Genomic DNA, 14,345 nt, shown 5'->3' with positions numbered 1-14,345 from the left:
GGTCCGCGAAACGCGTGAAACCTACCTTGGAAGAACAACGTCCCCCAAAGGAGGCACTCCGTGACTGTTGACCGCACTGCAGAAGAACTGGCCCCCACCCAGTCCACTGCTACCGCCGTTCCCACCCTTGAACACCGCCCCGGGCGCTGGATCGCCAACTGGGATGCCGAGGACAAGGGCCAGTGGGAAGCCGAAGGCCGGTCCATCGCCAAGCGCAATCTGTACTGGTCGATCTTCGCCGAATTCCTCGGCTTCGTCGTATGGCAGCTCTGGTCGATTGTTGTCGTCCAGCTCCCCGCAGCAGGATTCAAGTTCGACACCAACCAGATCTTCTGGCTCATCTCCATCCCCAGCCTCGTAGGCGCCACGCTGCGAATCCCCTACACCTTCATGGTGCCGAAGTTCGGTGGCCGCAACTGGACCATCGTCTCGGCACTGCTCCTCCTGATTCCCGCCAGCGGCCTGGCGATCTGTGTTTCCAATCCGGAAACTCCGTTCGGCGTCATGCTCCTTGTTGCAGCCCTCGCTGGCTTCGGCGGAGGCAACTTCGCCAGCTCGATGGCCAACATCACCTTCTTCTACCCGGCCCGCGAAAAGGGCTGGGCACTGGGGCTGAACGCCGCGGGCGGAAACCTGGGTGCCGCCATCGCCCAGCTTGTGGTTCCCATCGCCATCACCCTGCTTGCAGCTGGAACGGTCAACCTCCCCATGGCCGGCATCATCTGGATCCCGCTGATCCTGATCGCGGCCTTTGGTGCCTGGAAGTACATGAACAACCTCACCAGCGCCAAGGGTGACGTGGCCGGATCCGTTGCGGCCCTCAAAGAACCACACCTGTGGATCATGGCGTTCCTTTACATCGGCACGTTCGGTTCCTTCATTGGCTTCGCCGGCGTCTTCCCGAAACTGATCAAGGACTACTTCCCCGATTTCTCCTCCATCCACGTCGGTGCGGTGGCCTTGTCCTTGGCATTCCTCGGCCCGCTGGTCGGCTCCCTTGCACGTCCCTACGGCGGACGCATGGCAGACCGCATGGGCGGCGCCCGGATGACCATTACCTCGTTCGCTTCGATGGCCGTCATCACGTTGACCATGATCTGGACGCTTCCGCTGAAGAACTTCTGGCTCTTCCTGACCCTGTTCCTGCTGCTCTTCGTAGCCAGCGGATTCGGTAACGGTGCAACGTACCGCATGATCCCGGTGATCTTCGCGACCTCCAGCCGGGCAGCCCGCGCAGGTGCCCCAAGCACAACCACGGCACGGTTGGCTTCCTCCTCACTGGGCCTGATCTCGGCGATCGGTGCCTACGGCGGATTCGTGATCCCCCAGGTGCTGAACGCATCGAACACAGCAAGCGGCTCCTACACCCCGGCGTTCTACGGATTCGTTGGAGCCTACGTCCTGATGCTCACCGTCTGCTGGGCCTGCTACATCCGCCCCGCCCAGAAGCGCAACACGATCGGACACATCTAGATGCCCAACGGCGCCGATACCCACTGCCCGTACTGCGCGCTCCAGTGCGCCATGACGCTGGCCCCGGCTGCTTCGGCAGCCGGCGGCCCAGCGCCGGCGTCCTCGTCCGAGGCAGCACCGGCAAGCCCTGCCACACCCGCGATGCGCGGTGAAGTTGCCGTGCCCCTGGAAGTTTCAGGGCGCGACTTCCCCACCAACCGGGGCGGGCTGTGCCGCAAAGGCTGGACATCGGCGTCGTTGTTGCGTCACAACGGCCGCGTCACCGAACCAATGCTCAAAGGATCCGACGGCGTCCACCGGCCGATCTCCTGGGACCAGGCCCTCATGCTGGTCACCGCTGCTGTGAATGACACCCAGAAGCAGTACGGAAACGACGCCGTCGGAGTTTTCGGTGGCGGCGGCCTCACCAACGAGAAGGCGTACATGCTGGGCAAGTTCGCCCGGCTGGCACTGCGCACCTCACGCATCGATTACAACGGCCGCTTCTGCATGTCTTCGGCGGCAGCAGCAGGCAACCGCGCCTTCGGCGTTGACCGCGGCCTCCCCTTCCCCGTCACCGATCTGGACTCCGCTTCCGTGATCCTCATGCTCGGTTCCAACGTCGCCGAGACCATGCCTCCGTTCGTCCAGCACCTTCAGGGCGCGCGCGACGCCGGCGGGCTGATCGTGGTGGATCCGCGCCGTTCGGCGACGGCAGCGTTCACGGGCGACGGCGGCGGCATCCATTTGCAGCCAACGCCCGGCACAGATTTGGCCCTCCTTTTGGGCATCAGCCACGTTGTGGTCCACGAAGGCCTGGCTGACACGAGCTATATCGAGGCAAACACCAAGGGCTATGCCGCCGTGGTTCGCAGCCTCAACGCCTTCTGGCCCGAGCGCGTCCAGTCCATCACCGGCGTCCCGGCCACCCTCATCCGCGAAACCGCCCGGCGTCTGGCCCAGGGCGCCCGCAACGGCGGGAGCTATATCCTCAGCGGCCGTGGAGTGGAACAGCACGTCGATGGAACTGACACCGCAACCGCAGCCATCAACCTCAGCCTGCTCCTTGGCCTGCCCGGCTCGGCCCGCAGCGGCTACGGCACGCTGACCGGCCAAGGCAACGGCCAGGGTGGCCGTGAGCACGGCCAGAAGGCCGATCAACTCCCCGGCTACCGCAAGATCACCGACCCCGCTGCACGCGCCCACGTGGCCAAGGTCTGGGGCGTCGACGAGTCACTGATCCCGGGAGCCGGCTTGCCCGCCGTCGAGCTTCTTAAGTCCCTGGGACAGCCCGACGGCGTCCGTTGCCTTTTCGTGCATGGCGCCAACGTTGTGGTTTCGGCGCCGGATACCAACGCGGTGACCCAGGGACTTCGCAGCCTGGACTTCCTGGTGGTGTGCGACTTCTTCATGTCCGAGACGGCCGTTGAAGCCGACCTCGTTCTCCCCGTCACCCAGTGGGCCGAGGAAGAGGGCACGCTGACCAACCTCGAGGGCCGCGTGATCCGCCGCCGCCGGGCACTCACCCCTCCCCCGGGTGTTCGCAACGAACTGTGGCTCATGTCCCGGCTCGCCGGGATGCTGGAAGCACCCTCCACGTTCAGTGACGACCCCGAGACAGTGTTCGAGGAACTGCGCTTGGCCTCGGCTGGCGGTCTGGCTGATTACTCCGGTATCGACTACGACATGCTGGATCGCGGCGAGGCTGCCTACTGGCCGTACCCCGTGGGCAGCCAGGGAACGCCGCGCCTCTTCGCTGACGGATTCGCCCACGCCGATGGCCGCGCCGTGATGGTCCCGGTTACCCCCTCCAAGCGGGCTGTACGTTCGTTTGCGGACGACTCCCTGGCACTCGCCACTGGCCGCCTCCTGGAGCACTACCAGTCCGGCGCCCAGACCCGCCGCGTGAGCGAGCTGCTGGCTTCCCAGCCACAGGCCAAACTCCTGATTCACCCTGGCACGGCAGCGGCGCGTGGCATTGCCGACGGCGATTACGCAACCGTGACCAACCAGCGCGGTGAGGTCCTGTGCCGGGCGGAGCTTAGCAATTCGGTCCGCCCGGACACTGTGTTCCTGCCGTTCCATTTCCCGGGCCAGGAAAACGCCAACCGCCTCACGGAGGCGGTCACCGATCCCATTTCCGGCATGCCGGAGTTCAAGACCAGCCGGGTATGGGTCCGGCGGGCAGCGTCCACCACAGTGTCAGCGGCTCCAGCCGCTGTGCCTGCCGGATCCGGGCTGCCCCTGCACGCCAAGGAGGCATCATGAGCGAGCGCATTGTTGTTGTTGGATTCGGCCCGGTTGCTGCGCGACTGGTGGACGAACTGCTTCCCGCGGTCCGCACAGGACTCGTGCAACTTCTGGTGGTCGGACAGGAAGCTGAGGCCGCTTACAACCGCGTCATGGTTGCAGAACTCGGCGTCGGACGGACCACTCTTGAAGCCCTGGCAATGGCCGACGCTGTTGAACTGGAGGCCGACGGCGTTGACGTGCGGTTGGGTGTCAAGGTCAAGAGGATTGACCGCGCACGCCAGCAGGTGATTCTCTCCGACGGCACCAATGAACACTACGACCGTCTGGTGTTTGCCACCGGCTCCCGGCCCGTCATTCCCAACCTCACCGGGTTGAACCCCGATCCTTCTGGCCCCGTGCTTCCGCCAGGTGTCACTGCCCTGCGCGATCTTCGCGATGCCGCGGTACTCCGCGAAGCTGTGGCCGGCGGCAAGCGCGTCGTGGTCCTGGGTGGTGGCGTCCTTGGCCTGGAAACCGCCCTCGCCGCCGCGGAGGAAGGGGCCCAGGCAACCGTGGTCCACAACGGCCCCTTCCCTTTGGGCCGCAGCATTGACCGCGGCAGCGGTTCCGTCCTGACGAGCAGCCTTCGTGCGGGCGGCGTCCGGATGGCCGGCAATGCGAGGTCTACCGGCGTGGAAACCGCTGGCCCCGGCGGAAGCTTCTCTGCGCTGCTGCTGGAAGACGGCTCGGCGATCGACGGCGACCTGCTGGTCCTCTCCTGTGGAGTCCGCCCGCGGATCGAGCTGGCTGAAGGCTGTGGCCTTCCGACCGGCGCTGGGATCCTGGTGGACCACCATCTCCGCACCTACCACGAGCCGCACATGTTCGCGATCGGCGATTGTGCAGAGGTCCGCTGCCTTGACGCTTCCTGCCTTGATTGCCGGACTGCCACCGGCCCCTCCGGCTTGATAGGCCCGGGCTGGCGTCAGGCCGAGTGGCTTGCTGAATATTTGGTGGTCCTGGCACAAGACGGCCAGGAAGCCGCGGATGCGCTGGACGCCCTGCCCACGGAAAAGCCGGGCGTTGTGGTCCTGAAGGCGCGGGGCATCAACCTTGCCCTTGCCGGCGACAACCAGGCCGATCCGTGGGACGAAGAGCTGCTTGAAGCCGGGGCCGCATCCGGCCGGGCACGCCGCCAAATCTCCCAGTGGGCCGATCCCGAGCACGGCCGCTACGTCAAGATGACCACCCGTGGCGGCGTGTTGGAGGGTTTGGTGGCCGTGGGCATGCCGCGGACCGCTGCTGAGCTCGTCGTCCTTTTCGAACGTTCCTCAGAGCTACCGGCGGACCGTTCCCTGCTGCTTCGCCTGGACGGCCCTGACCAGTTGGGTTCAGGCAGCGCCACCAGCAACGATCCCCAGCGCACGGTGTGCCGTTGTGCCGGGGTCAGTGCCGCCAGCATCGAGGATTCCGTGTTGGAAGGTTGCAGCACTGTTGGCGAGGTCTCCAAGGCCACACGCGCCGGCACAGGCTGCGGAGGATGCCACGAGGACATCAAGGGGCTCATCGAAAAACATTTCCAAGCGGCTGCCGCCTGAGTAGCTCGCTCGGTTCGCGGGAAAGCTGCGGGTTCGTGGGAAGTTTCCCTGCGTGCTCGCACGCTTCCCGCGAATTCGTTGCCGGGGCTTCTAGACTTTCGGGGTGAAGATCTCCGAACCCGCGCCCGGCGTCCACTTTGTTGAAGGACCTGCGTCCAACTGGGTCATTCTCCGGGATGCCCCGGCCTCCGCGGACAGGTCCGCGTTCCTACTGATCGACAGCGGATACCCTGCCGATAGGGACCTGGTCCTCGAATCGATCACCGGGCTCGGGCTTGAGCCGGCTGATGCCAAAGCCATGCTCATCACCCACGGCCACGTGGACCACACGGGCTCGGCTGCGTACTTCTCCAGGACGTTCGGCACGCCCATCCTGTGTTCCCCCGAGGAATTGGCCCACGTGCAGGGCAAGGAAAAGCATCAGGTCACCATCGGCCAGGTGCTGGCACGGGCGTGGCGGCCACGTGTTTTCCGCTGGCTGCTCCATGTCATCCAAGCGAAAGCCCTCCAAGCCGAGCCCGCAACGCGTGCCGAGGCATGGGATGAGGACAGGCTCCGGAGCCTGCCTGGCCAACCAGAAGCGATCCTCTTGCCCGGTCACACCCCAGGCAACGTTGCCCTACTGATCCCCGGGGCGCAGGCCATCGCCGTAGGTGACACATTTGCCAGTGGCCACCCGATCAGTTCGAAGTCCGGCCCACAGATGCTGCACCGGATGTACCACTCGGATCCGGAGACCGCCCTCGCAGCGGCACGCTCACTGAGCAAGATCCAAGCCAATGTGATCCTGCCGGGGCACGGCCCAGCGCTGCGCATGTCCTTGGCGGAAGCCGTCGCCGCCCTGCGCACCTAAGAACACAGAACGCCCAAGGGGCCTGCAGCTACATGTGCACGTGCAAGCGCCGCGCTGCCTCCGAGATGGACCCTGTCAGTGACGGGTACACCGTGAAAGCGCTGGCGACGTCGTCCACGTGCAGTTTCTGCGTGACGGCCACGGAGATCGGGAAGATGAGCTCGGAAGCGTTGGGGCCAACCACCACGCCACCGATCACGGTGCCGGAACCCTTGCGGGCGATGATCTTGACGAAGCCATCCTTGGTGTTGCGCATCTTGGCGCGGGCGTTGCTGAGCAGCGAGAGCATCACGACGTCGCCCTGGTACTTGCCGGAGGCGAGGTCGGCCTCGGAAACGCCCACCGAAGCGATTTCCGGGGAGGTGAAGATGTTGGACGCCACCTGGTTGAGCTTGAGCGGCTTCACGCCATCACCCATGAAGTGGGCAACCGCGATGCGGCCCTGCATGGCAGCGACGGACGCCAACGCGAACACGCCGGTGCAGTCGCCGGCAGCGTAGATGTTGGGGGCAGTGGTGCGCGAAACACCATCCACCTTGATGTGCCCGGACTCCGTCAAGGTCACCCCGGCTTCCTCAAGCCCGATTCCCGCTGTGTTGGGGATGGAACCAACGCACACCAGGCAGTGCGAGCCCGTAACCACCGATCCATCACCAAGGGTGACCTTCACGCCGTCGTCCGTCCGCTCAACTGCGTTGGCGCGCGACCGGGACAACACGCGTACGCCCCTGCGCTCGAACACGCCTTCCAGCAGTTTGGCAGCGTCCGTGTCCTCACCGGGGAGGACCTGGTCGCGGCTGGAAATCAGCGTGACCTTGGAGCCGAGGCCGTTGTAGGCAGATGCGAACTCAGCACCGGTTACACCGGAGCCCACCACGATCAGTTCCTCGGGCAATTCGTCGAGGTTGTAGATCTGGGCCCAGTTGAGGATGCGTTCGCCGTCGGGCTTGGCGGTAGGGAGTTCGCGCGGGTGCGCCCCCACCGCCAGCAGGATGGCATCGGCGTCGATGGTGCGGACGCCTTCAAGGGTCAGCACCTCAATGGTGTTGTTGTCCAGCAACTTGCCGGAACCGATCACAATCTCAACGCCGAGGCGCTCCAGCCCCGTGCGGATGTCGTGGGACTGTCCACGGGCCAGATCCAGGACGCGATCGTTGATGTGCTTCAGGTCGGCGCGGGGCTTGGAGCCGCCACCGTCACCGTCGAATTTGACGCCCAACTCGTCCGCCTCACCGACGCGGGTCATGAGGTCGGCGGTGGCAATAAGGGTTTTGGAAGGCACGACGTCGGTCAGCACGGCGGAGCCGCCAAGGCCTGCCCGCTCGATGATGGTGACTTTTGCGCCAAGGGACGCGGCCACCATGGCGGCTTCATATCCTCCGGGACCACCTCCCAGAATCGCGATACGGGGGGAACTGAAGTCAACTTGGGTGGTCACAATCCTCAATTCTCGCTCATTGCACGGCAGGCTGCCAGTCAGCCAAGCCTCACCCGCCGGCGCGGACGGGTCCCTACCAAATTGCCGCACACGCAAGGTAGCTTGTACCAGTGAGTAACACTGAGCTGATGAACACAGACCCCTTCGAAGCTGCGCGGGCCGCGGCGGACTTCATCGCCGCCGAGACCGGCGTAGAGTCCCACGACGTAGCCTTGGTGCTCGGTTCCGGCTGGGCCGAAGCTGCCGATCTCATTGGCGAAACCACCGCCACCTTGAATGCCTCGGAGGTTCCCGGTTTCCATCAACCTTCCGTTGTGGGCCATGTTGGAACCATCCGCTCCGTCCTGACCAAGGAAGGCAAGCGCGCTCTGGTCCTCGGAGCCAGGACGCACTACTACGAAGGCAAGGGTGTCCGGTCCGTGGTCCATGGCGTGCGCACTGCCGCAGCCGCGGGCTGCAAGACGCTGGTCCTCACCAATGGCTGCGGTGGCCTCAACGAGGAATGGACCCCGGGCACGCCTGTTCTCATCAGCGACCACATCAACCTGACCGCCACCTCCCCGCTCGAGGGCGCCACGTTCGTGGACCTCACGGACCTCTACTCCTCACGCGTCCGGCAACTGGCCCGCGAGGTGGATCCCTCACTGCAGGAGGGTGTCTACGCCCAGTTCAGCGGCCCCCACTACGAGACGCCTGCCGAGGTCCAGTACGCCAAGCGCATCGGCGCTGACCTCGTGGGGATGTCCACGGCGTTGGAAGCCATCGCCGGACGCCATGCAGGCATGGAGGTCTTCGGCATCTCGCTGGTCACCAACCTTGCCGCGGGCATCAGCCCGGTTCCGCTGAGCCACGCCGAGGTCCTCGAAGCCGGCCAAGCGGCGGGCAAGCGTATTTCCACGCTGCTGGCGGAGATCATCGCGAAGCTCTAAGGCAGCGCTAGCCCTTTACCGGCCCCTGGGTCGGAATCGTTGGACCAACGCTGACCACTACCCCGTTGCTGGACACGCCTTCCACCGTGGCCGTGATGGTCACCTGACCTTGCACGGGGCCTCCCCGCACCAACCCATTGCTGACGGTGGCGATGACCGGGCGGCTTGACGCCCATGCAATGACCGGCTTCCCGGGTTTGCCGTCGCTGTACGTGACGGTGGCGGTCAGTTGGACGGTGGCGCCGGGCTCGAGTGCGTGCGGGCCAGCAGGACCCACGACGACGCGAATCACCGCATGCTCCACGGTCACCTTCGATTGCGCTTTCCATTCCTTGCCATCCGCGTCCACGTGCTTGGCTTCGATGAGCACTTGCCCTATGCCCTGCGCGGTCAGGAGTCCGGAGGCGGAGATTGTTGCGATCTTCGGGTTGCTGGTGGACCAGGTCACGTTGGACTCGGGTTTGGTGGACCCGTCCGTGTACGAGGCTACTGCGGTCATTTGGTGCGTCTGCCCTTGTTTGATCGTGAGTTCGGCGGGCTCAATCGCCAGGCCGGAGAGCTTGGCCGGCGGTGCCGGGTTGACGGTGATGCGTGCGGTGGCTTCGAACCCATCCTGCGACGCGGAGATGATGGCCGTGCCCGGCGCTGCGGCGGTGACCAGGCCGTCGCCGTCCACGGTCGCAATGCCAGGATCACGGGACGCCCAAATAGCTGTGACGTTGAGCCTTCCGAGTGACCCATCGCTGTACGTTCCCTCGGCGACGAGCGGTACCTTGCCTCCAGGATTTGTTTCAGCGTCACCCGGAGTGATGCGCAGGGCCGTGAGCGAGGCCGTTCCCGGCGGGGTGACCTTGAGCTCGAAGCGTCCGGAGACGCCGTCGAGCGTTGCTGTCAGGCCAGCGACACCCGGCGCGACCGCCGTCGCCTGGCCATCGGCAGTGGTTTCGGCCACCGCGAGGTTGTCCGAGGCCCACTCGACGCCATCCTGTAACGGGCGCCGCGTGCCGTCGCTGTAGGTCGCTTCCGCGGACAACTGAAGAATGGCCCCGGGTTGGAGGGAGCTCGCCGGAGCGCTCACCGCGATGGATTCCAGCACTGCTGGTTGCCTGTCAAGGAGCACGCGGACAGCCACCAGCCCGGCCGCCACGAGCACCGCGGCCACCATCACCACCACCCAGGTTCGCACCAGCCTTCGCCGGATCGTGGACATGCCTTCGCCCAACGCCCGGTCCAGATCGGCCGGGTGGGTCTGCGCATGAAGCGCGGCCTCGGACAACAACCGCTCCCGCAGCGCGTCCCTCACGGCCGGCCTTCTTCCAACGCCAGGCGGTTGGTTTTCTCTTCGGCGGCCGCCAAGGATTTGCCCACTTCCAGGGCGGGACGATCAGTCATCCCGGCAATCTCGCCAACGGTCAGGTTCGCGAAGACATGAAGCACGACGGCGACCCTCTCGTCGTACGGCAACCGCGCCAAGGGAGACTTGCCGGCCTTAGGCTTCTTCGTCTGGCCGGCACGACTCTGCAGCCAATGTTCGTGCTTCTTCAGCAGCTCCACGAAGACGCACAGCGTGTAGACGCGCAACTGGGGTGTCACCGGCCCCTTCCACGCATTGGTGGACTGGGACCACGCCGCCTCCAGCAAGCGGCGTGCAGTTTCCGGGTTGTCGCAGAGCAAGTGGGCACAGTACTCCATGTCTCCCCTCTGCCGTTCGAAGACGCTGCGGAGCTCGTCTTCGCGGTCTTTGAGGGCGGGCGCGAGTTTGATGCTGGGGGAAGCCCCCAGTTCGATTTCCCGGATGGCGGGCATGAGGACGGCAACGGCCAGGGTCAACAGGCCTGCCCCGATGGGGACGGCGGACAAAAGATCCGGAACCAGCCAGCCTGCCACGATCGCTGCCAACGCAAGGAGCGCGAGGACCAGCCGCAATGGAGTCAGGGAGGACCGCCAACGCCGCTTCGGTAACTCACACATGCTGCACCAGCTCACACCAGGCGGGGTCCGGCTCGCAGGGGTGGCCGGAATCGCTACCACATTTTACGTCCACCGATTGGACTTTTAGAAGGATTTTCCCGCTGGGGACTGCCGCATAAGCCAGGAAATGCGGGGCGTCAAGTCAAACGGACCCCGCGTAAACGCACAGTTAATTCTCAGAATAAGTCAGTTTTATTTCGACATATTTGATCGAGGCGCCGGGTTGTGGCAAGCGCGCGCATTGGAGAATGTAAACGCTTGCACACATATGTCTGACAAGTGATTTAAGGCCGTGAAATGTTGTTTGATTTGACCCCTCACACGTGTTTAGCGTGGGAGTCGTTCCGGTAAGTCGACGTACTGGAACCACCGCGGCGAGAACCCCATAAGGGATCGCCGCACCTCGAAACGATGGCGTCCCTCGAAGACGCCTTCAGCGGATCGACGGACGCCGGAGTTGATAGCACTCCACGAAGTCCAACACTCCGCGAGAAGAGCAAGCATGAACACGCACTCAACCCCAACACGGCCGCGCCGCCGTCTGCGACAGGCAGCCGCCCTCGCAGCCGCAGCCAGCGTTGCCGGCAGCATCCTGCTGGTGACCCCGGCCGCGCAGGCCAACCTGCCGGCCGACCCGCCGTCGAACACCATGCCGGCACCCACGCCCGGCTTCCCACTGCCCTCCGTCCACACGCAGGAGGCGTACGACCCCGCCGCCGACTTCACGTCCAAATGGACCCGGGCAGACGCCAAGCAGATCATGGCACAGAGCAACACCAACGTTGCTCCGGGCCAGAACTCCATGAGCCCGGACGTCACCATGCCGGAAATCCCCAAGGACTTCCCCGCCATGAACGACGACGTCTGGGTGTGGGACACCTGGTCCCTGACAGACGAGAACGCGAACCAGATCAGCTACAAGGGCTGGGACGTCATCTTCTCCCTGGTAGCTGACCGGCACGCCGGCTACGGCTTCGACCAGCGCCACTGGAACGCCCGTATCGGGTACTTCTTCCGCAAGACCAACGCCGATCCGGCCAAGGACAAGTGGAACTACGGCGGACACCTGTTCCTGGACAACACGTCCATCGGCAACACCGAGTGGTCCGGCTCGACGCGCCTCATGCAGGGCAACAAGATCAACGTCTTCTACACTGCAACCACGTTCTACGACGTCGCTGAGCGCAACGCCGGTGGCGGCGGCATCGCTCCGGATGCTGTCATCGCCAAGGCCCTGGGCAACATCCACGCCAACCAGGACGGCGTGACCTTCGACGGCTTCGAGCACACCAAGCTGCTGGAGCCGGACGGAAAGATGTACCAGAACAAGGCCCAGAACCCGGGCTTCGCGTTCCGTGACCCGTACACCTTCGCGGACCCGGCGCACCCGGGCAAAACCTTCATGGTCTTCGAAGGCAACACCGGCGGCAACCGCGGCGACTACAAGTGCAAGCAGGAAGACCTCGGCTACCGTCCGGGCGATCCTCACGCCGAGACCGTGAACCAGGTCAACACCACCACCGGCGCCTGGTACCAGACCGCCAACGTGGGCCTGGCAGTTGCAGACAACAAGGACCTCACCAAGTGGAGCTTCCTGCCCCCGATCCTGTCCGCCAACTGCGTCAACGACCAGACTGAGCGTCCGCAGATCTACATCCAGAACGAAAACGGCAAGAACAAGTACTACCTGTTCACCATCAGCCATCAGTTCACCTACGCAGATGGCATGCGCGGCCCCGGACGGCGTCTACGGCTTCGTGGGCAACGGCGTTCGCTCCGACTTCCAGCCGGTGAACAACAGCGGCCTGGCCCTGGGCTCCCCCACGGACCTGAACATGCCGGCCAACGCGCCGGAGGGTCCGGACCCGCGCCAGAACGGCCGTCAGTTCCAGGCTTACTCGCACTACGTACAGCCTGGCGGCCTCGTGCAGTCGTTCATCGACAACGTGGACGGCGTCCGCGGCGGCTCCCTGTCCCCCACCGTGAAGATGAACTTCCAGGGTGGCGTGACGCAGGTTGACCGCACCTTCGGCAAGAACGGCCTCGGCCCGTTCGGCTACCTGCCCACCAACCTCCGCGTTGGCGGCGAAGGCCTCTACAAGTAGGCCGCAACACCCCGGCCTTTAGGCCACGGCGGGGGTGCGGGCTCCACAAGGGCCGGCACCCCTGCCACTCCCCAACCCCAGGATCTCTCCCCATGACTTACCCCAATCCCCGCCTGTCCCGCCGTCATCTGCTGGCCGCAAGTGCCGCCGTCGTGGTCGCCTTTTCCGCCGCTGCCTGCACTGCTCCAGCACCTGAAAGCCCGACGTCGGCCCCCGTCCCGGGCGGGCACCGGCCATCCGCTTCGGATCCATGGCGGCCGGCAGCCCACCTGACTGCTGAAAAGAACTGGCTCAACGATCCCAACGGCCTCGTCTACCACAATGGGACCTACCACGCCTTCTACCAGTACAACCCTCGGGGAAACTCGTGGGGCAACATGTCCTGGGGCCACTCCACCAGCACGGACCTGGTGCACTGGGAACAGCAGGCTGTTGCCATGGAGGCAAGCCCGCAGGAGGAAATCTTCTCCGGTTCGATCGTGATGGATAAGAACAACGCGTCCGGGCTGGGGTCCGCGCAGAACCCACCCATGGTGGCCCTCTACACCAGTGCATATGGAAAGAACGGCGCACTCCCCCAAGGTGCCCAGGCACAGTCCGTGGCCTTCAGCCTGGACAACGGAAGCACCTGGCAGAAGTACAAGGGCAACCCGGTCCTGAACCTCGCGCCTACCAACAACAACTTCCGCGACCCCAAGATCACCTGGTACGAGCCCGGCCGATACTGGGTGATGACCACAGTCGTGGCGGATGCGCAGGTAGTGAAGATGTTCAAATCCACGGATCTTCTCCACTGGGACTTCCTCAGTGATTTCTCCGGGGTCGGCGCCCAGGGCGGACTCTGGGAGGTGCCGGAACTTGTCCAGATGGACGTAGAAGGCTCCACTGCGAAGAAGTGGGTCATGCTGCTGAGCATCAACCCCGGCGGCATCGCGGGCGGCTCAGGCATGCAGTACTTCGTCGGCGAATTCGACGGCACCCGTTTTACGGCTGAAAACGCCGCGCCCGCCGATGCTCCGCTCACCGAATCCCAGTGGCTGGACCATGGCGCCGACTACTACGCGGCAAACTCCATCTCCGGAGCACCTGGCGGCAAGCCCGTGCTCCTTGGCTGGATGGGCAATTGGGATTACGCCCAACACGTTCCCACCACGCCGTGGCGCGGGTCCATGGCAATCCCCCGCGAACTCACCCTGGTACGGGGCGAAAAGCGCTTGGAGCTCCGCTCGGCGATCGCCACCCAGGCCCTTAACACCATGGCTGACAGTTCCGGTGGTGAGGTGAAGAGCAAAAACCTCACCGTCGGGCCGGAGGCGCAGGATCTTGGCGCCGATTTCTCCGCCCGTACGCAGCTCATTGACCTTGAAATGGACCTTACCTCCGCGCGGGAAGCAGGTATTCTCCTTCGTCGATCGGCTGATGGCAGCGCCAGCCTGCGTATCTCCTACAACAAGGAAAAGCGCACGGTAAAGGTCGACCGTTCGAAGGCCGGGACAAGCAATTTCTCGGAGAAATTCAGCCCCTATCACGAGGTTGCCCTTCCCTCCTCCGGCAGCGACAGCAAGGTCCACCTGCGTATCCTCCTGGATTCCTCGTCCGTGGAGGTCTTCGCCCAGGATGGTGCGGCAGTCATTTCGGACATCTTCTTCCCGGACTGGGACAACACAGGATCTTCTGTGTTCAGCATGGATGGGAACACCGACTTCACTGTCCAATCCCGCTCGCTCTAAAAGCAACGCGGGGTCAGATACGGCCCATTACGACGAG

9 protein-coding genes and 1 pseudogene are annotated in these 14,345 nt (G+C 64.5%); 7 read left to right on the top strand and 3 right to left on the bottom strand.

The window, feature by feature from the left end:
• The first annotated feature begins 60 nt into the window (after positions 1-60).
• From LDP01_RS17230 to LDP01_RS17215, 4 genes are all read left to right on the top strand, one after another.
• The gene (locus tag LDP01_RS17230) at positions 61-1,473 is read left to right on the top strand and encodes an MFS transporter (RefSeq protein ID WP_224091923.1); all 1,413 of its coding nucleotides are present in this window, start codon (positions 61-63) and stop codon (positions 1,471-1,473) included.
• Entirely contained in the window at positions 1,474-3,720 is a 2,247-nt protein-coding gene (locus tag LDP01_RS17225; RefSeq protein WP_224091913.1) for a molybdopterin oxidoreductase family protein, read from the top strand.
• Entirely contained in the window at positions 3,717-5,282 is a 1,566-nt protein-coding gene (locus LDP01_RS17220; RefSeq protein WP_224091911.1) for an FAD-dependent oxidoreductase, read from the top strand. Before LDP01_RS17225 ends, LDP01_RS17220 begins: the two co-directional genes overlap by 4 nt.
• A gap of 103 nt (positions 5,283-5,385) precedes the next feature.
• Complete coding sequence (locus LDP01_RS17215) at positions 5,386-6,135, top strand: MBL fold metallo-hydrolase (protein ID WP_224091908.1); 750 nt, start codon at positions 5,386-5,388, stop codon at positions 6,133-6,135.
• Positions 6,136-6,163: 28 nt separating this feature from the next.
• Here the strand turns inward: LDP01_RS17215 and LDP01_RS17210 are convergent, their stop codons facing one another.
• Complete coding sequence (locus tag LDP01_RS17210; RefSeq protein WP_224091906.1) at positions 6,164-7,573, bottom strand: NAD(P)H-quinone dehydrogenase; 1,410 nt, start codon at positions 7,571-7,573, stop codon at positions 6,164-6,166.
• A 128-nt stretch (positions 7,574-7,701) separates the two neighbouring features.
• Between LDP01_RS17210 and LDP01_RS17205 the strand changes: the two genes are divergently transcribed.
• On the top strand, positions 7,702-8,502 hold the full coding sequence (locus tag LDP01_RS17205) for a purine-nucleoside phosphorylase (protein ID WP_224091904.1): 801 nt from the start codon (positions 7,702-7,704) through the stop codon (positions 8,500-8,502).
• Positions 8,503-8,509: 7 nt separating this feature from the next.
• Here the strand turns inward: LDP01_RS17205 and LDP01_RS17200 are convergent, their stop codons facing one another.
• Both LDP01_RS17200 and LDP01_RS17195 read right to left on the bottom strand, forming a co-directional pair.
• The gene (locus LDP01_RS17200; RefSeq protein ID WP_224091902.1) at positions 8,510-9,805 is read right to left on the bottom strand and encodes an Ig-like domain-containing protein; all 1,296 of its coding nucleotides are present in this window, start codon (positions 9,803-9,805) and stop codon (positions 8,510-8,512) included.
• A complete protein-coding gene (locus tag LDP01_RS17195; RefSeq protein WP_224091900.1) occupies positions 9,802-10,473 on the bottom strand; it encodes an RNA polymerase sigma factor in 672 nt (223 codons plus the stop codon). The genes LDP01_RS17200 and LDP01_RS17195 overlap by 4 nt, the downstream gene beginning before the upstream one ends.
• A 502-nt stretch (positions 10,474-10,975) precedes the next feature.
• Here LDP01_RS17195 and LDP01_RS17190 point away from each other — a divergent pair.
• A pseudogene (locus LDP01_RS17190) lies at positions 10,976-12,578 on the top strand (glycoside hydrolase family 68 protein).
• 92 nt (positions 12,579-12,670) lie between these two features.
• Positions 12,671-14,308, top strand: coding sequence for a glycoside hydrolase family 32 protein (locus tag LDP01_RS17185; RefSeq protein ID WP_224091898.1), 1,638 nt, complete (start codon positions 12,671-12,673; stop codon positions 14,306-14,308).
• Positions 14,309-14,345: the final 37 nt, after the last annotated feature.

Origin of the sequence: Arthrobacter sp. StoSoilB13, assembly GCF_019977255.1 — a bacterium.
GTDB lineage: Bacteria > Actinomycetota > Actinomycetes > Actinomycetales > Micrococcaceae > Arthrobacter.
Note: the sequence above shows the minus strand (reverse complement) of the source record. Positions and strands in the feature narration are given on the sequence as shown.